Raw genomic sequence first — 24,298 nt, 5'->3', positions numbered from 1 at the left:
GTCCCCTACGCAAGGGAGGTACGTCCATGGCGAAGACCGGCGACAGCGCACGTGCCGCGACCGCCCCCGCGATCGGCACCCTGGAATTCGCCCTGGACCGCGGCAGCCCGGTGCCGCTCTACTACCAGCTGGCCCAGCAGCTGGAGGCGGCGATCGCGCACGGCGTGCTCGCGCCGGGGAACCTGCTGGGCAACGAGGTCGACCTCTCCGTCCGCCTCGGCCTGTCCCGGCCGACCGTCCGGCAGGCCATCCAGTCGCTGGTGGACAAGGGGCTCCTGGTGCGGCGGCGCGGGGTCGGCACCCAGGTGGTGCACAGCCAGGTCAAGCGCCCGCTGGAACTGAGCAGTCTCTACGACGACCTGGAGGCGGCCGGGCAGGGCCCCGGCACCCGGGTGGTGCGCAACGAGCACGTCCCGGCCACCGCCGAGGTCGCGGCGGCCCTCGGCGTCGCGGAGGGCACCGAGGTCGCCGTCCTGGAGCGGCTGCGCCTCACCCACGGGCAGCCGGTGGCGATGCTGTGCAACCATCTCCCGGCGGGCCTGCTGGAACTCGACGACGCCCGGCTGGAGTCGACCGGCCTGTACCGGATGATGCGCTCCTGCGGCATCACCCTGCACAGCGCCCGCCAGACCGTCGGCGCCCGCGTCGCCTCCCGCGAGGAGGCCGGGCTCCTCGGCGAGCCGGAGGGCGCCGCACTGCTCACCATGCGGCGGATCGCGTACGACGACACCGGGCGGCCGGTCGAGTACGGGACGCACGTCTACCGCGCGTCCCGGTACGCGTTCGACTTCCAGCTGCTGGTCAGGAACTGACCGGCCTCAGTGGACGGCGTCCAGGCGGGCCCGCTGGTCCGCCGTCAGTTCCAGCTCCACGGCCGCCAGGTTCTCCTCCAGCTGGGCCACCGACGAGGCCCCGGCCAGCGGCACGATCGGCAGTTCCGCCCCGATCTGCCAGGCGAGGACGACCTGGTTGACCGTGGCCCCGGTCTCCCGCGCGACCTCACGGAGCACGCCGAGCCGGGCCGGGGTGCCCGGGTGGTCGTAGTCCGGGGGCAGCGGCTTGTCCTCGCGGACGTAGGCACCGGCCAGCAGCGGCGAGTAGGCGACCAGGGTCAGCTCCGGCTCGGCCCGCAGGTAGCCGAGGAGTTCGGCGCCGGCGTGGCCGAGGCTGCCGTACGGGGAGAACTCGCTGGGCACGTCGAAGCGGGGCCGCAGGTGGCTGTGCTGGTACTGGAGCACCTCGTAGCCGGCCAGTCCGGCCGCGGCGGCCAGGGCTCGGGCCCGCTCGACGCGCCACATGGCCTGGTTGCTGACGCCGAGCAGTCCGACGGTGCCCTCTGCGACCAGCGCGCCGAACCCCTCGACGGTCTCCCGCTGCTCCACGGCGAAGTCGTCGAGGTGCGCGTACAGCAGGTCCAGCTTGTCCACCCCGAGCCGCTCCCGGCTGCGCTCGGCGGCCTCGCGGATCACCTTCGCCGACAGGCCCTCCGGGTTGTCGGTGTAGTGGGTGCCGGGTGCCAGCGGGCGCGCGCCGAGTTTGGTGGCGATCACGACCTCGTCGCCGACCCCGCGGCTGCGCCGCCAGCGCCCGAGGAGTTCCTCGCTCTGGCCGCCCTGGCCGCCGTCGGTCCAGAAGGCGTAATTGTCGGCGGTGTCGATGAAGTTCCCGCCCGCCTCCACATAGCGGTCGAGGACGGCGAACGAGGTCTTCTCGTCGGTCTGCGAGCCGAACAGCATCGCACCGAGCGCGAGCACACTCACCTCACGGCGGTGCGCCGGATCGGTGCCTATGGTGCGGTACTTCATGGTGATCCTCCCCATTCGTTCCCGGTCGTCCGGGTACGCCGAGGAGTCTTCAATTTGAAGTGCGCTTCAAGTCAAGCGCTCAGTAGTCTCGGCTCGCGTGAACAGGCGAAAGCACAAGAAGCTCTCCCGGCGTCTGGTCGACGCCGCGCTCGTCGGCGACCTCTCGCGGGTGCGGTCCGCGCTGCGGTCCGGCGCGCCCGCCGAGACGGCGGACCCGGCGGGGAGCACCCCGCTGTACATGGCGTCCGTGCACGGGGCCGCCGACATCGTCCGCATACTGCTCGCGGCGGGCGCCCGGCCCGACACGGAGAGCGGGACCGGCTCGGAGGGCACACCCCTGTGCGGCGCGGCCTGCTGGGGACACACGGAGACCGTCCGCGCACTCCTCGACCACGGAGCCGACCCCAACCTGCGGGAGGACCACGGCACCGGCTGGACCCCACTGGACTGGGCGTCGAAGGGCCCGCACCCGGACACGGCGGACCTGCTCGTCACCGCGGGGGCACGGAAGCGGGACTGACCACCGCGAGGAGACGTCCTGGTCAGTGTGCCGGCTTCGCCGGTTCTCCGGCCGGGCTTCGGAGGCCGACCCGCTCGGCGATGAGCCGACGGTAGTCGGGGCACCGGGAGACGTCCTCGTACGCGCAGTTCAGGCCGCCTTCGATGAGCTCCAACGATGCCTGGGCCGCCGCGATTCGCGACCGGAGCTCTTCGGCCGCGGGTCGCAGGATCCCGTGCCGGGTGGTGCGGTCGGTGGTCGCGGACAGGCTTCTGATCGTGGTCAGGCCGAGGCCGGCCTCCTTCAGGACGAGGATCGTCGCCACGCGGGTGAGGTCGTCTGCGCCGTAGCGGCGGCGCCCGCCGGCATCCCGTGCGGGGTGCAGCAAACCCATCGTCTCCCAATGGCGCAGCACATGCGTGGCCAGTCCGAACCGTGCCGCGAGGGCGCCGATGCTCAAGGTGCCGACGCCGCCGTCTTCGCTTGACTTCATGCCGACATTAAGTCGCAGCATGCGTCCATGTCCAAGAACCAGGAGGCGGTGGGAGAACACCGCGACACCGAAGCCCTGCTGACCGTTCTCGACTCCGCGGACCGGATGCCGAGCGCCACTCGGCTGCGGACCCGCTCCTACGAACTGCTCTCCCTCGTACCGGGCTCGACCGTCGTGGACGTCGGCTGCGGCGCCGGGCGAGCCGTCGCCGAGCTGGACGAACGCGGCGTCCACGCGGTGGGCGTGGATCCCAGCCCGTGGATGCTGACGGCCGCCCGGGAGCGGTGGCCGGAGGGCGATTTCCGGGAGGCGGGTGCGGAGGATCTGCCGTTCGCCGACGGGAGCGTGCGCGGTTACCGCGCCGACAAGGTCTTCCACGTACTTCAGGAGCCGGAGCGCGCGGTGGCGGAGGCACGCCGGGTCCTCTGTCCGGGCGGCAGGATCGTCCTGGTCGGTCAGGACTGGGACGCCATCATGATCGACTCGGACGACGCGGCGCTCACCCGCACGATCGTGCAGGCCCGCGCCGACCTCCTGGGCACGCCTCGCGCCGGCCGCCAGTACCGCGGCCTGCTGCTGGCCGGTGGCTTCGACGATGTCACGGTGGAGGTGCACACCAGCGTGTTCACCGACCCCGCGATGCTGTCGCTGCTCGCGAGGCTCGCCGAGCCGGCCTGCGCCGGTGGCGCAGTCGGCCGCGACCGGGCCGACGAGTGGCTCGCCGAGCAGCGCCGACGTGCCGCGGCCGGCCGTCTCCTCATCGCCGTTCCGTTCTTCGTCGCCGCCGCTTCCGCCTGAGACATCGCTTCAGTTGGTCAGCCTGCCCCGACACACGTGAGAGGGGCCCCGAAGGACCCCTCTCATCTGCTTCTTCACCGTCGGGACGACAGGATTTGAACCTGCGACCCCTTGACCCCCAGTCAAGTGCGCTACCAAGCTGCGCCACGTCCCGGTGTGCTCACGCGCGGTGCACCGCGCGATCACGCGGACAGCACTTTACCCCACACACCGGGCGACGCCTAAGCGGGCGTCGGCGAGGGACAATCGGTGCCATGGACAGCCCTGCCGACAACCCCGTGGACCGCAACGCCTCCGACCGCCCGGTGGAGGGGCGGGACCGTGACGACGAGGGGCGGGCGCGCAACGCCCGGCCGCGGGACGGGCTCGGGCGCCCGCTGCCGTACGGCGCGGACGGCGTGGCCCGCCAGCCCGAGGGTGTCGTACGGGCCCCGCAGGAGACCGTCGCCGAGGCGCAGCGGCTGCTGGACGACGGGAAGCCGTTCCACGCGCACGAGGTCTTCGAGGACGCCTGGAAGTCGGGGCCCGAGGAGGAGCGGGAGCTGTGGCGGGGCCTGGCCCAGCTGGCCGTCGGCCTCACGCACTCCGCGCGCGGCAATGTCACCGGCGGGGCCCGGCTGCTGCGGCGCGGGGCGGGCGCCGTGACCGAGTGGGCGGCGTCGGCCGGGCGGGAGCGGCCGTACGGGATGGATCTGGGGGCGGTCGCCGGGTGGGCCCGGGAGCTGGCCGGTGAGGTGGAGGGCGGCGCGTCCGTGGACGCGGCGGCCCGGGCGCCCCGGCTGCGGGGCTGAGTCCCGCCGGGGCAGCCCGGCGGGGGCGGTGTCGGCGGCGTACGGCAGACTCGTGGCGTGCGGACCATTCATGTGATCGGAATCGGCGCGGGCGACCCCGACCAGCTGACGCTCCAGGCGGTCAGGGCGTTGCGGAGCACGGACGTGTTCTTCGTCCTGGACAAGGGCGAGGCCAAGGCCGACCTGGTGCGGCTGCGCCGGGAGATGCTGGAGACGCACCTGCCGGAGGGGACGTACCGGGTCGTCGAGGCGCGCGACCCCGAGCGGGACCGGAGGGCGGGCGGCGCGGCGTACTCCCCCGCCGTCGGGGACTGGCGCAGTGCCCGCGCGGGCATCTACGAGCGGCTGATCGCCGAGGAGCTGGGCGAGGACGAGAGCGGCGCGTTCCTGGTGTGGGGCGACCCCGCGCTGTACGACAGCACGCTGGGCATCCTGGAGGAGATCCTGGAGCGCGGCTCGGTGGCGTTCGAGTACGACGTGGTGCCCGGCATCAGCAGCGTCTCCTCGCTGGTCGCCCGGCACCGGACCGGGCTGAACCGGGTGGCGCGGCCCGTGCAGATCACCACGGGGCGGCGGCTCGCCGAGGGCTTCCCCGAGGACGCGGACGACGTCGTCGTGATGCTCGACGCCCACCAGACCTTCCGGCGGTACGCGGACCAGGACATCGACATCTACTGGGGTGCCTACCTGGGCACCCCGGACGAGATCCTCGCCTCCGGCCCGATCGCCGAGGCCGCGCCCCGCATCGAGCGGCTGCGCGCCGAGGCGCGGGAGCGCAAGGGCTGGATCATGGACACCTACCTGCTGCGGCGCAACCCCGGCGACCGCTGACCGGGGCGGGCCCGACCCGGGTCCTCGGGCACACCCGGGCGGACCGCTCCCGCATGCGTGGCCCGTGCACCGGTGTGATCGTGACCGGGTGACAGTCGCCGAGGAATCGCCACGGACCGCCGCCGCCCAGCCGCCCGTGCTGGACCGGCGGCGCCGCAACGTCGTCTTCGTCACGATCATGCTCGGCATGCTGCTCGCGGCCCTGGACCAGACGATCGTGGGCACCGCGCTGCCCACGATCGTGTCGGACCTGGGCGGTGCCGAGCACATGTCGTGGGTGGTGACCTCGTACCTGCTCGCGGAGACCGTGGCGACGGTGCTGGTCGGCAAGTTCGGCGACCTGTTCGGCCGCAAGGTGGTCTTCCAGGTGTCCGCGGTGGTGTTCATCACCGGCTCGTTCCTGTGCGGGCTCGCGACGAACATGCCGCTGCTGATCCTGTGGCGGGCGGTGCAGGGCGTCGGCGCGGGCGGTCTGATGGTGACGTCGATGGCGCTGATCGCCGACGTCATCCCGCTGCGGGAGCGGGGCAAGTACCAGGGCGCGATCGGCGCGGTGTTCGGGGTCGCGACCGTCATCGGGCCGCTGCTGGGCGGGCTGTTCACCGACCACCTGTCCTGGCGCTGGGCCTTCTACGTCAACGTGCCCATCGCGGTCGTCGTCGTGTTCGCCGCCGCCCGCACCATCCCGGTGGTGAAGTCGGCGGCCCGTCCCGTCATCGACTACCTGGGCATCGCGCTGGTCGCGGTCGGCGCCGCCGCGCTGATCCTGGCGACCAGCTGGGGCGGCAACCAGTATGCGTGGGGCTCGACCGTGATCATCGGCCTGTTCGCGGGCGGGCTGATCGCGCTCGGCCTGTTCTGCTGGGTGGAGACCCGGGCGGCCCAGCCGATGCTGCCGATGCGGCTGTTCTCCAACCCGGTGTTCACGGTCTGCTCGATCCTCAGCTTCATCGTCGGTTTCGCCATGCTGGGCGCGCTGACGTATCTGCCGACGTATTTGCAGTACGTGGACGGGGATTCGGCCACCGTCTCCGGGGTGCGGACGCTGCCGATGGTGGCGGGGCTGCTGATCGCCTCGGTGTTCAGCGGCAACGTGGTCAGCAAGACGGGGCGGTACCGGCTGTTCCCGATCGCGGGCACGCTGGTGATGGGCGTGGGCCTGTACCTGATGTCGCTGATGGGTCCGGCGACGGGCGCGGGGCTGGAGTCGCTGTACATGTTCGTGCTGGGCACGGGCATCGGGCTGTCCATGCAGGTGCTGACCATCGCCGTGCAGAACACGGTCGAGTACTCCGACCTCGGCACCGCGACCTCCGGCGTCACCTTCTTCCGCACGCTGGGCAGTTCCTTCGGCACCGCCGTCTTCGGCACGATCTACGCCAACGCGCTCGGCCCCAACCTGCGGGACGGCGTCACGGCGGCGGCCCGCACCGGGGCCGCCGACCCCTCGGTGATCGCCAGGGCGTCGAGCAGTCCGGAGGGCGTGCACCGGTTGCCGCCCCCGGCGTCGGCGCCGATCGTCGGCGCGTACGCGGACACCATCCAGACCGTCTTCCTGTGGACGGTGCCGGTCGCGGTCCTGGGCTTCGTGGTCGCGCTGTTCCTCAAGCAGGTCCAGCTGCGCGACAGCGCCCGCGCGGGCTCCACGGACATGGGCGAGGGTTTCGCCTCACCGCACGACGCCAGCAGCAGGCGGACGCTGGAGGCTTCCGTCGGGAAGATCATCGGCGGTACGGAGCTGGACACCGCGCGTCGGATCATCGCCGACAGCGACACCCGGCTGGACATCGCCGGGGCCTGGGCGGTGATGCAGGTGGACCTGTTCACGCGGCTGGTCGGGCACGCCAGCCTCGGCCTGATCGCCGCCCGCCGCCGGCTGCCGCCTGAGGTGCTGCTGCCGGTCTTCGACCGGATGGTGGAGGAGGGGTTCCTGACCCGGCACGGCTCCCTGCTCTCGCACACCGACGCGGGGGCCCGCGAGGCCCTCGTCATCGGCCGGGCGTGGGCGACCTGGCTGGAGGACCGGGTGGAGCGGGACATCGGGCGCCCCTCGGACACGGAGCTGCGCGCCGCGGTGGACGCCATCGCCAAGCGCCTGCTGGTGGAGGACCTCAGCAGCGGTCTCCCGCGGCGGGTCACGCCAGCAGGAGCTGAAGACCGCCCACGACCGTCGCCGCGATCACCAGACGCTCGAACAGGCGTTGGTTGATCCGGTTCACGGCCCACTTGCCGAGGAACGCGCCGGGCACCACGAAGACGACCAGCGCCGCGTCGAGCAGCAGCGAGCGGCCGTCGATCAGGCCGAGACCCGCGCTGAAGGGCAGCTTGGAGACGTTGACGATCAGGAAGAAGAACGCCGACGTGCCCAGGAAGCCGAGTTTCCTGAACCCCGCGGAGAGCAGGTACATCGACATCACCGGGCCACCCGCGTTGGCGACCATCGTGGTGAACCCGCCCAGGACGCCGTACGAGCGGGCCTTCACACGGCCGGTGCGCGAGGTGACCTCGTCCGGCTGCCCGGCGGCGTCGGCCTGCCGCCGGCGCCACACCGTCACCCCGGCCATGAAGAGCAGGATCGCGCCGATCGACGTGCGCACGACCGCGTCGTCGGCCCACACCAGGAACACGGTGCCGACGACCACGCCCACCCCGACCGCCGGGAACAGCCGCCACAGGGTGGGCCAGTGCGCGTGGCGCCGGTAGGTGAGGACGGCCAGGAGGTCACCGGCGATCAGGACCGGCAGCAGGACGCCGGTGGAGGCGCGGGCGGGCAGGACGGCCGCGAAGATCGCGAGGCTGACCGTGTTGGCCCCGCTGACCGCGGTCTTGGAGAAGCCGACGAGCAGGGCCGCGAAGGCGAGGGCGGCGCATTCCCAGCCGGTGAGGTGCCAGAGCGTCATGGTGTCCATTGCGGGGACCGATGCTATGCGCACCCCACCGGCGCGGGTAAGCACCGTCTCGCCCATCGGTCCTTAGCGGCCGGTGTACCGCGCGCGCAGCTCCCGCTTCAGCACCTTCATGCTCGGCCCGAGCGGCAGCTCGTCCGCGAACTCGACCCGGCGCGGGTACTTGTGCCGCCCGAGGTGCTGCTTGGACCACTCGGTGATCTCCCCGGCGTCCGCAGCCGCGTCGGCCGTCGTGCCGGGGGCGCGCACGATCACGGCGCAGACCTCCTCGCCGTGCAGGTCGTCCGGGAGGCCGATGACGGCGACCTGCGCGATGCCGGGGTGGCGCAGCAGCACTTCCTCGACCTCCCGCGGATAGACGTTGTAGCCGCCCCGGATGATGACGTCCTTCTTCCGGTCGACGATCCTGAGGAAGCCGTCCTCGTCCTTGGTGCCCAGGTCCCCGGTGCGGAACCAGCCGTCGACGAGCGCCTCGGCCGTGGCCTCGGGGCGGCCGAGGTAGCCGGAGAAGACGTTGTGGCCGCGGACCACGACCTCGCCCAGTTCGCCGGGCGGCAGCAGTTCCACCGCGCCCTCGACCTCGGCGCGGGCGATCTCCACGTCGACGCCCCACAGCGGGTGGCCGATGGTGCCGGGCCTGGCGCCGAACACGGGCTGGTTCACGGCCGCCGCCGGGGAGGTCTCGGACAGCCCGTACCCCTCGTAGATCTTCGCCCCGAAGGCCCCCTCGAACCGTTCGAGCACGGCCACCGGCAGCGAGGCGCCGCCGGAGATGCACACCCGCAGCTCCGGCAGGGCCTCGGCCCCGGCCGCCGCCGCGGCGAGGGCGACGAACATGGTCGGCACCCCGTGGAAGGTGTTGACGCCCTCCTTCACCATCAGCTCGATCGCGCGCGCCGCGTCGAAGCGCGGCAGCAGGACGAGGGTCGCGCCCGCCCGCCAGGTGGAGTTGAGGGAGACGGTCTGGCCGAAGGCGTGGAAGAGGGGCAGCGCGCCGAGCGCCACGTCGTCGGGCCGGATGTCGTTGGCGTCGAAGGCGTTGACCGTCGCGTTCATCACCAGGTTGAAGTGGCTGAGCACGGCGCCCTTGGGGATGCCGGTCGTGCCGCTGGTGTAGAACACGACGGCCGGGTCGTCGGCGTCGCGGGTGACGTAGGAGGGCAGCGGCTCGGCGTCCGCGGCGAGCTTGTCCAGCTCCTCGCCGAGCGTGATCATCCGTACGCCGGTCTCCCGCGCGGCGGCCGCCGCGGTCTGCGCCTGCGCCGGATGGCACAGCAGCAGGGTGGCCCCGCTGTCGCGCAGGACGTGCTCGACCTCGGCCGCCGACAGCAGCAGGTGCACCGGCACCACGACGGCTCCGGCCGCGGCGGCGGCGTAGTACGCGATCGGGAAGTCGGCGGTGTTCGGTGCCATCAGCGCCACCCGGTCCCCGGGCCGGACGTCCAGGCCGGCCAGGGCACCGGCCTGGGCGCGGGCCCGCCGCCACACCTCGGCGAAGGTCAGCCGCAGGTCGCCCTCGACGAGCGCTTCCTTGTCGGGACGGCGCCGGGCGTTCTCGGCCAGGATGGCGGCGACGGAGAGGGTTGCCATGGGGTGTTGCTCCGTTTCCTTGCTGCGGCTCTGCAGAGGGGGGTGGCTCTACGGCGGGGGCTCGTCCTAGTGGCGTTCGACGAGGACCGCGCTGCCCTGCCCCACGCCCACGCACATCGTGGCCAGCCCGCGGGCGGCCCCCGTGCGGCGCATGCGGTGGAGCAGGGTGGTGAGGATGCGGGCGCCGGAGCAGCCGAGCGGGTGGCCCAGCGCGATGGCGCCGCCGGTGGGATTGACCAGATCGGGGTCGATGCCGAGCTGGTCGACGCAGGCGAGGGCCTGGGCGGCGAACGCCTCGTTGAACTCGGCCTCCGCGAGGTCGCCGATGCTCCAGCCGGCCCGGGCGAGCACCTTGCGGGTGGCCGGGACCGGGCCGATGCCCATGACGTCGGGGTGGACACCGGCCGAGCCGCCCGCGACGTAGCGGCCCAGCGACCCCAGGCCGAGGTCGTTCAGCGCCTCCTCGCTGACCAGGAGGAGGCCCGCGGCGCCGTCGTTCATCGGCGAGGCGTTGCCCGCGGTGACCGTGCCGCCGGGGCGGAAGACCGGCTTGAGGCGGCCCAGCTTCTCCAGGGAGGTGTCCTCGCGGACGCACTCGTCGGTGTCGACGACCACGCCGTCGGGGCGCTCGACGGGGAGGATCTCGTCGTCGAAGTGACCGTTCTTCCGGGCCTCGGCGGCCAGGCGGTGGCTGCGCAGGGCGAACGCGTCCTGTCGCTCGCGCGGGACGCCGTACCGCTCGGCGACCTCCTCGGCCGTCTCCCCCATGGCCAGCAGCCCGTGCAGGTCCTTCATCGCCGGGTTGACCAGGCGCCAGCCCAGCCGGGTGTCGGCGGTCTCGATGCGGTGCGGCAGCGCCTCGTCGGGGCGGGGCAGCACGAAGGGGGCGCGGCTCATGGACTCGGAGCCGCCCGCGAGGACGATGTCGGCCTCGCCCGCGGCGATGGTGCGGGCGGCGGTGGTGACGGCTTCGAGGCCGGAGGCGCACAACCGGTTGACGGTGGCGCCGGGCACGGTCTCGGGCAGGCCCGCGAGCAGGGCGGCCATCCGGGCGACGTTGCGGTTGTCCTCGCCCGCCTGGTTGGCGGCGCCCCAGTACACGTCGTCGATCCGGGCCGGGTCCAGCGCGGGCACGTCGGCGACCAGGCCCCGGATCACCGCGGCGGCGAGGTCGTCGGGCCGTACGGCGGACAGCGCGCCGCGCAGCTTGCCGATCGGGGTGCGGCGGGCGGCCGCGAAGTGGACGGGACGCACGTGGGACTCCTGACCGTCGTCGCGCGGTGACCGGACGGCGCACCGCCGCCGCGACCACCGCGAACCTTGATGAGCACTACCCTTAATTAGCACTGCTAGTTTTGGACTATAGACCGCCGGACGGGGTCCTGGGAAGATCCTCCGGAAGACGTCACCGACACCGCCGGAGGAGACATGGCCGAGGCCCGCGAGCACACGCTTTCCGGGACGCGGGGACGGATCGCCGTCCGGGAGTGGCCCGCCGGGCGCCCCCGCTACGTCGCGCTGCTGGTCCACGGCTACGGCGAGCACACCGGGCGCTACGAGGAGGTGGCCGGCGTCCTCACCGGCCACGGCGCTGCCGTCTACGCGCCGGACCACATGGGGCACGGGCGCTCGGACGGCGAGCGGGTGCTGATCGAGGACTTCGAGGACGTGGTCACCGACGTGCACGCCGTGGCGGACCTCGCCCGCGCCGCCCACCCCGGCCTGCCGGTCGTCATGATCGGACACTCCATGGGGGGTCTCATCGCCGCCCGCTACGCCCAGCGCCACCCCGGCGAGCTGACGGCACTGGTGCTCTCGGGGCCCGTCATCGGCGACTGGGAGCTGCCGCGCCGGCTGCTCGCCCTGGAGGAGATCCCCGACACCCCGATCAGCCCGGCCTCGCTCTCCCGCGACCCAGCGGTGGGAGCGGCGTACGCCGCGGACCCGCTGGTGTGGCACGGGCCGATGAAGCGGCCGACGCTTCAGGCGTTCGTGCGGACACTGGAGGCCGTTGCCGAGGGCGGCGACGTCGGCCCGCTGCCGCTGCTGTGGGTGCACGGGGACGACGACCGGCTGGTGCCGCTGCCCGGCAGCCGCGTCGGCGTGGAGCCGCTGAGCGGCGGCGACCTGACCGAGCGGATCTACCCGGGCGCCCGGCACGAGGTCTTCAACGAGACGAACCGGGCGGAGGTGTTCGCGGACCTCACGCGCTTCCTGGACGGCGTCCTCGCCCGCTGACCGGCCGCGGTGCCCACCCGGCGCCGCCGAGGCCGTCCGCCCGGTCCGCGGGGCGTTTGCCCCCGGCGCCCCAGGGGCACCCGCGCCCGCATGGAGTGGTTGCGGCGCGCCGCCTGCGTGGACGAGGACCCCGATCTGTTCTTCCCGGTGGGCACCGCCGGACCCGCCCTGCGGGACACGGCGGCCGCCAAGCGGGTCTGCGCCGGATGCCCGGTGACCCCCGAGTGCCTGACGTTCGCGCTGGAGTCGGGGCAGACGTCGGGCGTGTGGGGCGGTACCGACGAGGCGGAGCGCGTCGCACTGCTCCGGCTGAGCACGCGACACGCACGTACGCACGACGAAATGAGGGACACCTCATGGCCGACGCCCTCGAACTCGACGCGCTGTGGGAGGACTTCCACCGCGTGGTGAACATGACCTCCGCGGAACTCGCGGACTGGCTCCGGGTGCGCGACTCCGGTCAGCTGACCGAGCCGCTGCCGGACGACGCCGGGCCGCCGCTGGGGCAGCACGTCCTGGCGATCCTCCAGAAGCGGCGCACCGACCTCACCGAGGACGACCTGCGGGCGATGCGCAAGGTCGTGGACACCGTGACTTCGCAGGCCGACCTGGAGAACGAGCCCCAGGCCGAGGACACCCGCCTCAGGCACCGGCTCATGACGGTCGGTCACGACCCGCTGAAGCCGTGACGGCGGGCCCCGACCAGCGGCGGACCGTGCGCGAACTCGTCGACGCGCACGGGCGGACGTACGTCGAGGAGGCGGGCATCCGGCTGAAGGACACCCCGCAGCCGCTGTACCGGCTCCTGGTCCTCGCGCACCTGCTCAGCGCCCGCATCAGCGCCTCCATCGCGGTCGCCACCGCCCGCGCCCTGAGCGAGGCGGGACTGCGCGACCCGCGCCGCATGGCCGACGCCGGCTGGCAGGAGCGGGTGGACGCGCTCGGCCGGGGCGGCTACCGGCGCTACGACGAGCGCACCGCCACCCAGCTCGGCGAGGCCGCCGAGCTGCTGACCGAGCGGTGGGGCGGTGACCTGCGCCGGCTCCGCGCAGAGGCGGACGGCGACGTCTCCGAGCTGCGGCGGCTGCTCCAGGAGTTCCCCGGGGTCGGGCCGACCGGCGCGGACATCTTCCTGCGGGAGGCGCAGCTCGTCTGGCCCGAGGCCGGCCCGCTGCTGGACCGCAAGGCCCTCCAGGGCGCCGAGCGGCTCGGCCTGCCCGGCGACCCGGACCGGCTCCTCTCCCTGGCCGGGAAGACGGAACCCGCCGTCCTGGCGGCCGCGCTGGTGCGGGCGGCGGTGGACAAGGACGTGGCCGAGGACACCCTCGACCGCGTCGGCTGAGCGCGCCGGGCCCGGCGGTCCGGGTCGCCCCCGCCGCCCGGCCGCGCCGGTCACCCGAACAGGCCCGTGCGCTGGTGCGCCCCCGGCCCCGGTGATGCGCTGAGGACACCGTTTCCCGTCCCAGGAGGCATCCCGCGATGAGCCGTCGTCCGTCCCACCCCGTCCGTCTCCTGGCCTCCGCCCTGGCGGCGGGCGCGCTGCTGACCACCGCGGCCTGCTCGGACGGCGGCGAGTCGGAGAGCGCCTCGGACACCGCCGCCGAACAGGCCGGGGTGGCCCGGCAGAAGGCGGCGGGGCAGACCCCGAGCGGCTCGCCCACCAACTCCCCGACGGGCTCCGCCAGCGCCTCCCCCGCCGCCCTCACCGAGTCCGGCGCCAAGGCCGCGCTGCTCACCGAGGCCGACCTGGAGGGCGGCTGGAACCAGGTCCAGGACGCGGACAAGTGGCGCGACCGGCTGCTCGTCGGCAAGGTCGACGTGGCCGACTTCCTCACCGCCAAGTCGAAAGCGACGGACTGCCAGGCCCTGCTGGACGCCCTCTACGACGACGACCTGCTCGGCGACCCCTCCGGGCCGTCGGCCCTCACCGGCTTCGAGCAGGGCGACTCCCGGCTGCTCGAACAGGTCGCGGGGTACGACCGCGCCGGTCTGGACGCCCGCCTGAAGTGGCTGCGCACCCTGCCCGACACCTGCGACGAGTTCACCGCCACCGGCTCCGGGGGCGCCGAACGCACGGTCCAGGTGACCGAGGCATCGGTGCCCGACGTGGGCGACGCCCGCACGGGGCTGCGGGTGACCGTGCAGGGCGACGCCGGTGGCAGTCCGGCCACGCTCACCCTGGACATCGCCGTCGTCCGCGTCGACACCTCCGCCGTCACCGTCATGGGCGGCGGCCTGGAGGGCGGGCAGACCGACTCCGTCGCACAGGCGGTGCGCCAGGGCACCGAGCGCCTGAAGACCGTCCTGGACGGCGGCACCCCCTCGCCGCTCCCCGCCGACCTGGACTGACCCCGGCCGGGCTCCCCCGCATCGTGCGCACATCCGGTGAAACCCGGACAGGGTGATCACCGGGCGGCACAATGGTGCGCGACGGACGGCGCACCCGCGAAGGAGCCGAGACGTGAGCGACAGCGACCCCGTGCCCGGCGGGCGCCCCGGTGAGGTCGAGCGGGCCACCGCGCTGACCGGCGAACTGGCCGGGCGGGGCGTGCACGGCGTGGTGCTGGCGTACGTCGACACCGCCGGGATCGCCCGGGTGAAGACCGTGCCCACCGCCGGGCTCCCCGCGGCGGTCGCCTGGGGCGTGGGCATGTCGCCGGTGTTCGACACCTTCCTCGCCGACGACTCGATCGTCACCACGGACGTCCTCGGCTCCCCCGACGGCGACCTGCGCCTCTACCCCGACCTCGACCGGCTGACCGTACTGGCGGCGCAGCCCGGCTGGGCGTGGGCGCCGGTCGACCGGATCACGCAGGAGGGCGCACCGCATCCGGCGTGCGGGCGCACCGTCCTGCGCCGCACCGTGGCGGAGGCCGCCGAGCGGCACGGCATCACCTTCCGGGCCGCCGTCGAGATCGAGTGGGTGGTGGGGCGGGGCGACACGGACGGCGACGCGTTCGTCCCGGCGGTGTCCGGACCGGCGTACGGCGCCACCCGGCAGGTCGAGCTGAGCGACTGCGCCGCCGACCTGCTGGCGGCGCTCGCGGCGCAGGGCGTGGCCGTGGAGCAGTTCCACCCCGAGTACGCGGCGGGGCAGTTCGAGGTCTCGGTGGGCGCGCTCGACCCGGTGGCGGCGGCCGACCGCAGCGTGCTGGTGCGGCAGACGATCCGGGCGGTGTCCCGGCGGCACGGGCTGCGGGTCTCCTTCGCCCCGGCGGTCCTCGGACAGGGCGTCGGCAACGGCGGGCATCTCCACCTCTCCGCCTGGCGCGGCGGGACGAACCTGCACGCGGGCGGCACGGGCCGGTACGGCATGACCGCCGAGGCCGAGTCCTTCGTGGCCGGGGTCCTCGGCCGGCTCCCGGCGCTCACCGCGGTGACCGCGCCGAGCCCGGCCAGTCATCTGCGGCTGCGCCCCGCGCGGTGGGCGGGGGTGTTCACCGCCTGGGGCCGGGAGACCCGCGAGGCCGCGCTGCGGATCGTCACCGGCACCGCCGGGGTCCGCGACCGCGCGGCGAACCTGGAGGTCAAGCCGGTCGACCTCGCCGCCAACCCCTATCTCGCCCTCGCCTCGGTGATCGCCGCCGGCCTCGACGGGCTCTCCGCGTCGGCGCCGCTGCCCGCGGAGACCACCGGCGACCCGGCCCGGCTGGACGCCGCCGAGGCGGCGGCCCGGGGCGTGCGGCGGCTGCCGGTCACGCTCACCGAGTCGGTGGCGGCCTTCCGCGCCGACGGCGTACTGCGCGAGGCGCTGGGCCCGGTGCTGGCGGACGCGGTGATCGCCGTACGCCTGGGCGAGGCCCGGTCGGTCGAGGGGCTGGACGACGACGGCGTGGCGGCGGCCTACCGCTGGGCGTACTGAGATGACCGCCGGACCCGTGCACGAGCGGCTCGCCGCGCTGGAGCTGGTGGACCACCACTGCCACGGCGCCGTCACCGACGACCTGGACCGCGCGGGCTTCGAGTCCCTGCTCACCGAGGGAGAGGCGTGGCCCGGCGTCTCCCCCTTCGACAGCCCCGTCGGCCTCGCCGTGCGCCGCCACTGCGCGCCCCTGCTGGGGCTGCCGCGCCACTCCCCCGCCGACGTGTACCTGGCCCGGCGGGCGGAACTGGGCGCCGCCGAGGTCAACCGGCGGTTCCTGCGGGCCGCGCGGACCGGCGTGTTCTGTGTGGACACCGGGTACGCCCCGCACCGCGTGACCGCTCCGGCCGAGCTGGCCCGGGCGGCGGGCGCGAAGGCGTACGAGGTGGTCCGGCTGGAGGGGGTCGCGGAGGCGGTGGCGGCGGCCGGGGTCGAACCGGACGCGTACGCGCGGGCGTTCCGCGCCGCCGCCTGGGAGGCGGTGCGGCAGCCCGGGGTGGTGGGCGTCAAGTCGGTGGCGGCCTACCGCACCGGCTTCGACCTGGACCCGGCCCGTCCCTCGCCCGGCGAGGTCACCGAGGCCGCCCGGGGCTGGCTCGCGCGCGGCGGAGGCCGGCTCGACGATCCGGTGCTGACGCGGCACCTGCTGTGGACCGCCGTGGACCTCGGGCGGCCGCTGCAACTGCACACGGGGTTCGGCGACAGCGACATCCGCCTGCACCGGGTGGACCCCACCCTGCTGACCGACTGGCTGCATCTGACCGCCGGCACCATCCCGGTGCTGCTGCTGCACTGCTGGCCCTACCAGCGCCAGGCGGCCTATCTGTCCGCGGTCTTCGAGCGGGTGTATCTCGACGTGGGGCTCACCCTGCACCACGTCGGTCCGGCGCGGGCGGGCTCGATCCTCGCCGAGGCGCTGGAGATCACCCCGTTCCGCAAGCTGCTGTACAGCTCCGACGCCTATGGGCCGGCCGAGTTCCACTACCTGGGGGCGCTGGCCTTCCGGCGCGGACTGGCCGGGCTGCTGCGGGAGCGGCTGGACGCCGACGAGCTGTCGCTGCCGGACGCGCTGCGCCTGGCCCGCTGGGCGGGACGGGACAATGCTCGGCGGGTCTACCGGCTGCCCGGCGGTCCGGCGGACGACGGCTGAGCGGCGTGGGACGGGTCACAGTCCCGGAGCGTCACCCAGGAAGCACGAACGGCTGAAAGTATGATCAAGCGATGTCTGACATGACCGAAACCACGCCGGGCTGGCTGACGAGCGACGAACTCGAAATGGCGCGCGCCCGTATGCCGATCCTGTACGTCGAGGCCGTGCCCGTGCGGGTGGACGACAGCGGCGAAGTCACCAGCGTCGGCCTGCTCCTGCGCATCGGGCCGGACGGGACGGTCAGCCGGACGCTGGTCTCCGGCCGGGTGCTGCACCACGAGCGGGTGCGGGACGCCCTGCTGCGCCACCTGGAGAAGGACCTCGGCCCGGTGGCGCTGCCCCGGGTGCCGTCCTCGCTCCAGCCGTTCACGGTGGCCGAGTACTTCCCGACGCACGGTGTCACGCCGTACCACGATCCCCGGCAGCACGCGGTCTCGCTCGCCTACGTGGTGCCGGTGACCGGTGACTGCCGGCCGCGCCAGGACGCCCTCGACCTGGTCTGGTTCGATCCGCGCGAGGCGCTGTCCGAGGCGGTGCGCAGCGAGATGCCGGGCGGGCACGGGGTGCTGTTGAAGCAGGCGCTGGCGCACGTGGGCTGCGTGGACTGAGCGCTCCCGGTCCCCGGGGTCACTCCTGCGGCCCTCCCCCGTCGCTGAGCTGCGGGTCCAGGTCGTCCCTGAGCAGGCCCCGGGACCCCGTCTGGCCGGTGCGGTAGGCGGAGCGGGCCACCAGGTGGGAGGCGACCGGGCCGGTGAGGAACTGGAAGAAGACGATGAGCGCGAGGGTGCCCACGTCGGTGCCGTGGCGCAGTCGCAGCGCCACCCCGGCCAGGACGAGGAGCATCCCGAGGGTCTGCGGCTTGGTGGCGGCGTGGCTGCGGGAGAGCACGTCGGGGAAGCGGAGCATCCCGATCACCCCGAGCAGGCACTGGAGGCAGCCGAGGAACAGCAACACGGTTCCGGCCAGGTCGGCGGCCTCGGCCCAGGCGTTCACCGGTGGTCCTGCCGGCCGTCCGGCCGCACGGAGGGCCGGTCGCGTACGGCGATGAAGCGGGCGATGCCCACCGAGCCGGTGAAGCCGAGGAAGGCGAGCACCAGCATCACGGGGAAGTAGAAGGAGTCGCGGTCGTGGGCGGCCTTGACGCCGATGCCGGCGATGATGAGCGCCGCGGCCACGTCCAGGGCGACGGCACGGTCCAGCATCGAGGGGCCGTACCAGATCCGGTACAGCAGCAGTGCGCCGGCGACCAGGATCATCGCGAGCGAGGCGACGAGCAGGGCGTCTTCGACGGCGTGCAGGGTGGTCACGGCGACGGGTCACCTTCCGGTACGGGGCGGGCGGCGTCGGCGATGTCCTCGGCGGTGCCGAAGGCGCGGGCGACGAGTTCCTCCATGCGCCACACCTGCCGCTGGGCGCTCTCGATCTCGCCGGGGTTGCCCGCGTCGAGGACGTGCAGGAACAGGGTGGCCGTCGACCGGCGCACCTCGATCACGGAGCCGCCGGGGACGTTGGAGACGGCGACGGCGGTGGCCGTGAGCATGAGGTCGCTGCGCACCCGCAGCGGGACGGCCACGACCGCCGCCCGGTAGGGGCCCCTGGCGAGGATCTGCCGGGTGACCTCGACGCTGGAGGAGAACATGTCGTACAGCAGGTAGGCCGCCAGGCGCAGGATGCCCAGGGGGCGCAGTCTGAGGCCGAGGTCCACGGCGGGCAGCGGGAAGGCCAGGCACAGGCAGACCGCGACGAGGACGCCGTTGACGAGGTTGGCCCAGGACGGGGTGCCCCACAGCAGGACCCAGATGACGGTGAGCCAGCCGACGAGCGGCAGGTCGAGCACGCGTCGGCCGCGGCCGACGCGGAAGGACCAGCTGTAGGGGGAACGGTCGCGGAAGAGGTCGCTCACCGGCCGAGCACCGCCTCGATGTAGGGGGTGCGGGCGAGGAGTTCGGTGGCGGCGGCCTGGGTGAAGGTGGTGAGGGGGCCGCCGAGCACGGTGTACGACAGGCCGAGGGCGACGGCGATGCCGGTGGCCACCGGCATCGGCCAGGGCAGCCGTTTGCTGGTGGTGATGGACTGCCCCAGGAAGCCCGCGGGGACCACGGCGCCCGCGGGCACCGGCAGTCCGCTCCCCGAGCCGGTCGGCCGTTCCTCGTCGTCCCGTTCCTCGGATTCGTCGGCTTCATCGGGTTCGTCGTCCTCGGCGGACTCCAGCACCACGCCCTCCTCCTCGGCGCCGGGTGGCGCGTCGCGCCAGAACGCGAGATTCCAGACCTTCGCCATGACGTAGAGGGTGAGCAGGCTGGTGGCGGCGGACCCGGCGACCAGCGCCCAGGCCCAGCCGCCGCCGTCGGCGACGCCCGCCCGCATCAGGCCGAGCTTGCCGATGAAGCCGGACAGCGGCGGGATGCCCGCGAGGTTCATGGCGGGCACGAAGAACAGCACGGCGAGCAGCGGCGCCGCCTTGGCCAGGCCGCCGAGGCGGGTGAGTTCCGTGGTGCCGTCGCGCCGCTCGATGAGCCCGGCGACGAGGAACAGGGTGGTCTGCACGGTGATGTGGTGGGCGACGTAGACGATCGCCCCGGCGATGGAGCCGCGCCCGGCGAGCGCGATACCGAAGATCATGTAGCCGATGTGGCTGATGAGGGTGAAGGACAGCACCCGTTTCAGGTCGGTCTGGGCGACCGCGCCGAGGATGCCGACGGCCATGGAGGCGAGCGCGGCGAGCATCAGCAGGTCGCCCAGGCGGTGGCCGGGGAAGAGCAGGGTCTGGGTGCGCAGCATCGAGTAGACGCCGACCTTGGTGAGCAGTCCGGCGAAGACCGCGGTCACCGGTGCGGGGGCGGTGGGGTAGGAGTCGGGCAGCCAGGCCGCGAGCGGGAACACCGCCGCCTTGATCGCGAAGACCGTCAGCAGCATCGCCTCCAGCAGGGTGCGCACCCCGAGCGGCACGTCTTGCAGCCGCTCGGCGAGCTGGGCGAAGTTCACGGTGCCCGCGACCGCGTAGGCCATGGCGATGGCGATCAGGAAGAGCACCGAGGAGAACAACGAGATGATCACGTACGTCGATCCGGCCCGGATACGGGTCGCGGTGCCGCCGATGGTGAGCAGCACGAAGCTCGCGACGAGCATGATCTCGAAGCCGACGTAGAGGTTGACGAGGTCTCCGGCGAGGAAGGTGCAGGAGACGCCCGCCACGAGGATGAGGTAGGCGGGGTGGAAGACGCCGACCGGCGCCCGGTCGTCGCGGTCGGCCATGCCCTGGCCCAGCGAGTACACGAGGACGAGCAGGGTGACGGCGCTGGAGACGGTGAGCATCAGACCCGCCAGCCGGTCGGCGACCAGGGTGATGCCGACCGGCGGCGCGAAGTCGCCGAGGTGCACGCTGAGCGGGCCGTGGCGGTCGGCGGCCACCATGAGCACCACGGAGAGCACCAGGACCGCGCCGAGCACGGCGAGGCTGATGAAGCGCTGGAAGCGGTGCAGCCGGGGTCCGATGGCCAGCTTCAGGCCCGTGACGCACAGGGGCAGCAGGACGGGGAGCGGGACGAGCGCGTTCACCTGGTTCCTTCCGTGCCGGCGCCCTCGGGGTCGTCGGGCTGGTCGGGCGGCGGGTGGCAGGAGTCCTCGCCGGGGAGCGAGTCGGGTTCGCGGCCGGTCTCCTCGGGGTCGTTGGAGGGCCCGGCGACCCGGGCCGGGGCGGGTGCGGGGCGGCCGGCGGCGTCGGTGGAGCCCAGCTCGCGGCCTTCCCGGTAGTCCTCGGGGTCGGCGCCGAGGATGTCGTTCCAGAGGTTCCCGGAGACGTCGTTGGCGCGGGCCTGGTAGGCGCGCTCCGCACGGACCCTGCGGCGCAGCCGTTTGCGGGCGGCGCGGTAGCGGGCACGGTGCTCGGCGTCGGCACCGCCGTCCTCGGCGCGGGCCTCGTGGTAGCGGTCGCGCAGTTGGCCGCGCCGGTGGAGGAACTCGGCGCGCAGGGCGACCATCCGGTCCTCGGTGTCGTCGCTGATCTCGTCGGAGCCGGTGACCTGGTGGCTGCGGTAGGCCATGGCGAGCAGGAAGGCGGTGGTGGCGAGGGTGATGACGATCGCGGTCAGGGCGATGGCCTGGGGCAGCGGGTCGGTGACGCGGTTGCGGATGATGTGCGGGTAGAGCAGCGGTGCGTCGCCCGCGCTGCCGGTGGCGGCGAGCACCAGCAGGTTGACGCCGTTGCCGAGGACGACGGCGCCGAGCAGGATCCGGGTCAGCGACCTGGTCAGCAGCAGGCTGGCGCCGACGGCGTTGAGGACGGCGGCGGCCACCAGCAGGGACAGGCTCACGGTCATGCGCGGCCCGCCTCCGGGCGCGGGGCGGCCCGCTCGATCTGGCGGTCGATCCGGGCGCCGAGGGCCCGCACGATGTCCAGGACCACGCCGAGCACGAGCAGGTAGACCCCGCAGTCGAAGAGGACGGCGGTGGACACGTGGGCGTCGCCCCACACGGGCAGGTGGCCGTGCCAGGTCCAGCCGTGCAGCACGGTGCCCTCGCCGAAGCCGCCGAGCGCGACGCCGGTGGACAGGAACAGGCCGAGGCCGGTGAACACGCCCGGTTTGAAGGGCACGGCGTCGGCGAGTTCGTGGCGACCGCCGGCGAGGTAGCGGGCGATGAAGGCGACGCCCGCGGTCAGTCCGGCGACGAAGCCGCCGCCGGGCAGGTTCTCCGCGCACAGCAGCAGGTAGACGGAGAGGACGAGGACGGGGTGGAAGATGAGGCGGGCGACCACCTCCAGGACGAGGGAGCGGCGCTCGGGGGCGAGGGTGGCGCTGGCGGCGAGCCAGGTCCGCTCGGGCGCCCCCTCGTCGCCGCTGGGCAGGCCCGCCGATTCGTACCGGCTCGCCCGCCAGGCGGTGCGCAGTCCGGCGTGCGGGTGGTCCCCGGGCAGCGGCAGTACGGGCTGCTCGGCGCCGTCGGCGCGGCGGTGCAGGTAGATGAGGCTGGTGACGCCGATCGCGGCGGCGGCGAGCACCGCGGACTCGCCCATGGTGTCCCAGGCGCGCAGGTCGACCAGGATCGTGGCGACGACGTCCTTCAGCCCGTGGTGCGCGGTCTCCTCGACCATCGCCGCTCCCGCGCTGTCGGCCCGGCGGTGCCCCGCCATGATCCAGACGACGAGGGCGACGGCGGCACCGCCCGCGAGGGCCACCGGCATCCGCAGCAGGCGTCGCCACCGGCTGAAGTTCTCCTCGAAGCGCACGGGCATCCGGCGCAGCACCAGCACGAAGACGATCATCGAGACGGTCTCCACGCAGAACTGGGTGAGCGCGAGGTCGGGCGCGCCCTGCGCGACGAAGAGCAGCGCGGTGCCGTATCCGGTGAGGCCGGCCAGGACGACCGCCTTCATCCGGCGCCGCACGCCCAGGCACAGCAGGGCCGCCGCGCAGGTCAGCAGGGCGACGGCGGCCTGGGCGGGGTGGTCCCACAGGCGCGGTGCGGGCACCGCGGTCCAGGGTTCGTCCGCGACCAGCACGGCGATCTGCCCGGCGAGGACCACGCTCATGGTCGTCACCAGGTACACCGACAGCGAGCCGCGCTGCACGAGTCCGGTGCATTGCAGGGCGGTGCGCTCCAGGGCGAGCAGCATCCGTCCGAAGACGAGGTCCGCGGAGCGCAGGGCGAGTGTCCGGCCGACCCGCGCGACGGGGCCCGCGGCGAGGAAGAGCAGGACGCCGCCCGCCCAGGCCGCGCCGGACAGGGCGAGTGCGGGGCCCGCGCCGTGCCACAACGCCAGGTGGGACGGGTGGGCGGGCGCCGGGAACTGCCCGGCGCAGGTGCCGAGGAGGCCCTGGAGCCAGGTCACTCCGGGGCCGAGGACGAGGCAGGCCAGGGCGAGCACGGCGGGCGGCGCCAGGAAGGCCGCCGGGACCCGGTGTGCCTCGGTGTCGGGGAGGCCGGGCTTGCGGGCGAAGGCGCCCCACAGGTAGCGCAGGGTGTAGGCGGTGGTCAGGGCGGAGCCGACGACGGCCGCGGCGAGCGCCCAGCGGTCACCGGTGCTCCCGTCCAGGAGTGCCTGGAAGGCGGCCTCCTTGGCACTGAAGCCGAGCAGGGGCGGCACCGCGGCCATGGACGCTCCGGCGAGCACGGCGACGGCGCACACGGCGGGCAGCCGGCGTCCGAGGCCGGAGAGTTTGCGCAGGTCGCGGGTGCCGGTGGCGTGGTCGACGATGCCGGTGACCAGGAAGAGGGGCGCCTTGAACAGGGCGTGCCCGAGGATCATGGCGGTGGCGGCGAGGCCGGTGTCGTGGCGGCCCGCGCCGGTGAGGACGGTGAGGAAGCCGAGTTGGCTGACGGTGCCGTAGGCCAGGACGAGTTTCAGGTCGTGCAGCCGGAGCGCCCGCCAGCCGCCCAGCAGCATCGTCGCCGAGCCGAGGACGAGCAGCAGCGGGCGCCAGGGCGTGATGTCGGCGAAGGCGGGGGCGAGCCGGGCGACGAGGTAGACGCCCGCCTTGACCATCGCGGCGGCGTGCAGGTAGGCGCTGACGGGGGTGGGGGCGGCCATGGCATTGGGCAGCCAGAGGCTGAAGGGCCAGATCGCGGACTTGGACAGGGCGCCGACGAGGATCAGCACGATCGCTGTGGACAGCGCCGCCGACGGGGACGGCGGGTCGGCCAGGATCGCCGAGACGCGGTAGGTGCCGGCCTCGTGCCCGAGGAGCAGGAAACCGATGAGCATGGTCAGTCCGCCGAGGGCGGTGACCGTCAGGGCTTGCAGGGCGCTGCGCCGGTTCCGCTTGTGGTCGCTGGTCTGGCCGATCAGCAGGTAGGAGAAGACGGTCGTCAGTTCCCAGAAGATGTAGAGGAGGACGAGGTCGTCGGCGAGGACCAGGCCGAGCATCGCCCCGGCGAAGGCGAGCAGGTTCCCGGCGAACCTGCCCAGCTGCCGCGAGCGGTCGTCGAAGTAGGAGGCGCAGTAGACCAGGACGAGGGTGCCCACGCCCGCGGCGAGCAGCACCATGAGTTCGGCGAGGGCGTCCAGTCTGAGCGCCCAGTCCACGTGGTAGGACGGCAGCCAGCGCCACTCGACGGTGTCGGCGCCGCCCGCGGCCGTCGTGCTCCATCGGGTGGCCGCCCAGGCGCTCGCCGCGGCGGGCGGCAGGGCCAGCACGAGGAAGGCCCGGGTTCCGCACCATCTCACCAACGGCGCGGCGAACAGCGCGAGCGCGAAGTGGCAGAGGATGAGCACGGACACCCGACAGTGATATATCGGGCATCTCGCCCGAGCGTCCAGGCACGCCGCAGGGAGAACAATCGAGGGGCGGTTTCGGATCTCTCCGAAACCGCCCCTCGATCAACGACCGTCTCCGG

General features: G+C 73.7%; 25 protein-coding genes and 1 tRNA gene. 14 read left to right on the top strand and 12 right to left on the bottom strand.

The window, feature by feature from the left end:
• Window positions 1–26 precede the first annotated feature (26 nt).
• Window positions 27–812: a GntR family transcriptional regulator gene (locus ACIRGB_RS12945; RefSeq protein WP_403862682.1), complete on the top strand. Its 786-nt coding sequence runs from the start codon at window positions 27–29 to the stop codon at window positions 810–812.
• 6 nt (window positions 813–818) lie between these two features.
• Here the strand turns inward: ACIRGB_RS12945 and ACIRGB_RS12940 are convergent, their stop codons facing one another.
• The gene (locus tag ACIRGB_RS12940) at window positions 819–1,805 is read right to left on the bottom strand and encodes an aldo/keto reductase (RefSeq protein WP_403862679.1); all 987 of its coding nucleotides are present in this window, start codon (window positions 1,803–1,805) and stop codon (window positions 819–821) included.
• Window positions 1,806–1,902: 97 nt separating this feature from the next.
• On the opposite strand from ACIRGB_RS12940, the gene ACIRGB_RS12935 reads away from it, so the two are divergent.
• Window positions 1,903–2,325, top strand: a complete 423-nt coding sequence (locus tag ACIRGB_RS12935; RefSeq protein WP_403862676.1) for an ankyrin repeat domain-containing protein — start codon at window positions 1,903–1,905, stop codon at window positions 2,323–2,325.
• Between the two features lie 22 nt (window positions 2,326–2,347).
• On the opposite strand, the gene ACIRGB_RS12930 is transcribed toward ACIRGB_RS12935, so the two are convergent.
• Window positions 2,348–2,818 (bottom strand): MerR family transcriptional regulator, encoded by a 471-nt coding sequence (locus ACIRGB_RS12930; RefSeq protein ID WP_403862673.1) that lies wholly within the window; start codon window positions 2,816–2,818, stop codon window positions 2,348–2,350.
• Between the two features lie 6 nt (window positions 2,819–2,824).
• Between ACIRGB_RS12930 and ACIRGB_RS12925 the strand changes: the two genes are divergently transcribed.
• Window positions 2,825–3,595, top strand: coding sequence for a methyltransferase domain-containing protein (locus tag ACIRGB_RS12925; RefSeq protein WP_403862670.1), 771 nt, complete (start codon window positions 2,825–2,827; stop codon window positions 3,593–3,595).
• A gap of 80 nt (window positions 3,596–3,675) precedes the next feature.
• Here ACIRGB_RS12925 and ACIRGB_RS12920 read toward each other — a convergent pair.
• Window positions 3,676–3,749 (bottom strand) — tRNA-Pro (locus ACIRGB_RS12920).
• Between the two features lie 100 nt (window positions 3,750–3,849).
• On the opposite strand from ACIRGB_RS12920, the gene ACIRGB_RS12915 reads away from it, so the two are divergent.
• The 3 genes from ACIRGB_RS12915 (at window position 3,850) to ACIRGB_RS12905 (ending at window position 7,426) form a co-directional block, all read left to right on the top strand.
• Window positions 3,850–4,386: a DUF309 domain-containing protein gene (locus tag ACIRGB_RS12915; RefSeq protein ID WP_403862667.1), complete on the top strand. Its 537-nt coding sequence runs from the start codon at window positions 3,850–3,852 to the stop codon at window positions 4,384–4,386.
• 57 nt (window positions 4,387–4,443) lie between these two features.
• Window positions 4,444–5,217 carry a precorrin-6A synthase (deacetylating) gene (gene cobF, locus ACIRGB_RS12910; RefSeq protein WP_403862664.1) on the top strand — a complete coding sequence of 258 codons (774 nt, stop codon included), beginning with the start codon at window positions 4,444–4,446 and terminating at the stop codon, window positions 5,215–5,217.
• A gap of 88 nt (window positions 5,218–5,305) precedes the next feature.
• A complete protein-coding gene (locus ACIRGB_RS12905; RefSeq protein ID WP_403862662.1) occupies window positions 5,306–7,426 on the top strand; it encodes an MDR family MFS transporter in 2,121 nt (706 codons plus the stop codon).
• Here ACIRGB_RS12905 and ACIRGB_RS12900 read toward each other — a convergent pair.
• The 3 genes from ACIRGB_RS12900 to ACIRGB_RS12890 all read right to left on the bottom strand — a co-directional run bounded on the left by ACIRGB_RS12900 (window position 7,353) and on the right by ACIRGB_RS12890 (window position 10,967).
• Window positions 7,353–8,126: a sulfite exporter TauE/SafE family protein gene (locus tag ACIRGB_RS12900; protein WP_403862659.1), complete on the bottom strand. Its 774-nt coding sequence runs from the start codon at window positions 8,124–8,126 to the stop codon at window positions 7,353–7,355. The two genes, ACIRGB_RS12905 and ACIRGB_RS12900, sit on opposite strands and share 74 nt — an antisense overlap.
• A 63-nt stretch (window positions 8,127–8,189) precedes the next feature.
• The gene (locus ACIRGB_RS12895) at window positions 8,190–9,713 is read right to left on the bottom strand and encodes a long-chain fatty acid--CoA ligase (protein WP_403862656.1); all 1,524 of its coding nucleotides are present in this window, start codon (window positions 9,711–9,713) and stop codon (window positions 8,190–8,192) included.
• A 66-nt stretch (window positions 9,714–9,779) separates the two neighbouring features.
• Window positions 9,780–10,967: a thiolase family protein gene (locus ACIRGB_RS12890; RefSeq protein WP_403862653.1), complete on the bottom strand. Its 1,188-nt coding sequence runs from the start codon at window positions 10,965–10,967 to the stop codon at window positions 9,780–9,782.
• A 174-nt stretch (window positions 10,968–11,141) separates the two neighbouring features.
• On the opposite strand from ACIRGB_RS12890, the gene ACIRGB_RS12885 reads away from it, so the two are divergent.
• From ACIRGB_RS12885 to ACIRGB_RS12850, 8 genes are all read left to right on the top strand, one after another.
• Complete coding sequence (locus tag ACIRGB_RS12885; protein ID WP_403862650.1) at window positions 11,142–11,951, top strand: lysophospholipase; 810 nt, start codon at window positions 11,142–11,144, stop codon at window positions 11,949–11,951.
• A gap of 90 nt (window positions 11,952–12,041) precedes the next feature.
• Window positions 12,042–12,362, top strand: a complete 321-nt coding sequence (locus tag ACIRGB_RS12880) for a WhiB family transcriptional regulator (protein WP_403862647.1) — start codon at window positions 12,042–12,044, stop codon at window positions 12,360–12,362.
• Window positions 12,308–12,640, top strand: coding sequence for a DUF3140 domain-containing protein (locus ACIRGB_RS12875; protein WP_403862644.1), 333 nt, complete (start codon window positions 12,308–12,310; stop codon window positions 12,638–12,640). Before ACIRGB_RS12880 ends, ACIRGB_RS12875 begins: the two co-directional genes overlap by 55 nt.
• Window positions 12,637–13,293 (top strand): endonuclease, encoded by a 657-nt coding sequence (locus ACIRGB_RS12870; protein ID WP_403862641.1) that lies wholly within the window; start codon window positions 12,637–12,639, stop codon window positions 13,291–13,293. The genes ACIRGB_RS12875 and ACIRGB_RS12870 overlap by 4 nt, the downstream gene beginning before the upstream one ends.
• Before the next feature lie 137 nt (window positions 13,294–13,430).
• Window positions 13,431–14,300 carry a hypothetical protein gene (locus ACIRGB_RS12865; protein ID WP_403862638.1) on the top strand — a complete coding sequence of 290 codons (870 nt, stop codon included), beginning with the start codon at window positions 13,431–13,433 and terminating at the stop codon, window positions 14,298–14,300.
• Between the two features lie 112 nt (window positions 14,301–14,412).
• On the top strand, window positions 14,413–15,813 hold the full coding sequence (locus tag ACIRGB_RS12860) for a glutamine synthetase (RefSeq protein ID WP_403862635.1): 1,401 nt from the start codon (window positions 14,413–14,415) through the stop codon (window positions 15,811–15,813).
• A gap of 1 nt (window position 15,814) precedes the next feature.
• Window positions 15,815–16,963 carry an amidohydrolase family protein gene (locus ACIRGB_RS12855; protein WP_403862632.1) on the top strand — a complete coding sequence of 383 codons (1,149 nt, stop codon included), beginning with the start codon at window positions 15,815–15,817 and terminating at the stop codon, window positions 16,961–16,963.
• 80 nt (window positions 16,964–17,043) lie between these two features.
• Window positions 17,044–17,571, top strand: coding sequence for an NUDIX hydrolase family protein (locus ACIRGB_RS12850; protein ID WP_059297121.1), 528 nt, complete (start codon window positions 17,044–17,046; stop codon window positions 17,569–17,571).
• A gap of 19 nt (window positions 17,572–17,590) precedes the next feature.
• Here ACIRGB_RS12850 and mnhG read toward each other — a convergent pair whose 3' ends face one another.
• From mnhG to ACIRGB_RS12820, 6 genes are read right to left on the bottom strand one after another with little or no spacing between them, the layout of a single operon-like run.
• The gene (mnhG, locus tag ACIRGB_RS12845) at window positions 17,591–17,956 is read right to left on the bottom strand and encodes a monovalent cation/H(+) antiporter subunit G (RefSeq protein WP_403862629.1); all 366 of its coding nucleotides are present in this window, start codon (window positions 17,954–17,956) and stop codon (window positions 17,591–17,593) included.
• Window positions 17,953–18,270, bottom strand: a complete 318-nt coding sequence (locus ACIRGB_RS12840) for a monovalent cation/H+ antiporter complex subunit F (RefSeq protein WP_403862626.1) — start codon at window positions 18,268–18,270, stop codon at window positions 17,953–17,955. The genes mnhG and ACIRGB_RS12840 overlap by 4 nt, the downstream gene beginning before the upstream one ends.
• Window positions 18,267–18,866, bottom strand: a complete 600-nt coding sequence (locus tag ACIRGB_RS12835; RefSeq protein ID WP_403862623.1) for a Na+/H+ antiporter subunit E — start codon at window positions 18,864–18,866, stop codon at window positions 18,267–18,269. The genes ACIRGB_RS12840 and ACIRGB_RS12835 overlap by 4 nt, the downstream gene beginning before the upstream one ends.
• Window positions 18,863–20,521, bottom strand: a complete 1,659-nt coding sequence (locus ACIRGB_RS12830) for a Na+/H+ antiporter subunit D (protein WP_403862620.1) — start codon at window positions 20,519–20,521, stop codon at window positions 18,863–18,865. Before ACIRGB_RS12830 ends, ACIRGB_RS12835 begins: the two co-directional genes overlap by 4 nt.
• Complete coding sequence (locus tag ACIRGB_RS12825; RefSeq protein ID WP_403862617.1) at window positions 20,518–21,282, bottom strand: Na(+)/H(+) antiporter subunit C; 765 nt, start codon at window positions 21,280–21,282, stop codon at window positions 20,518–20,520. The genes ACIRGB_RS12830 and ACIRGB_RS12825 overlap by 4 nt, the downstream gene beginning before the upstream one ends.
• Window positions 21,279–24,182, bottom strand: a complete 2,904-nt coding sequence (locus ACIRGB_RS12820; RefSeq protein ID WP_403862614.1) for a Na+/H+ antiporter subunit A — start codon at window positions 24,180–24,182, stop codon at window positions 21,279–21,281. The genes ACIRGB_RS12825 and ACIRGB_RS12820 overlap by 4 nt, the downstream gene beginning before the upstream one ends.
• Between the last annotated feature and the right edge of the window lie 116 nt (window positions 24,183–24,298).

The organism is Streptomyces sp. NPDC102490 (assembly GCF_044765285.1).
Taxonomy (GTDB): Bacteria; Actinomycetota; Actinomycetes; order Streptomycetales; family Streptomycetaceae; genus Streptomyces.
The sequence above is the reverse complement of the archived record's forward strand: the minus strand, read 5'-3'. Positions and strand labels throughout refer to the sequence as shown.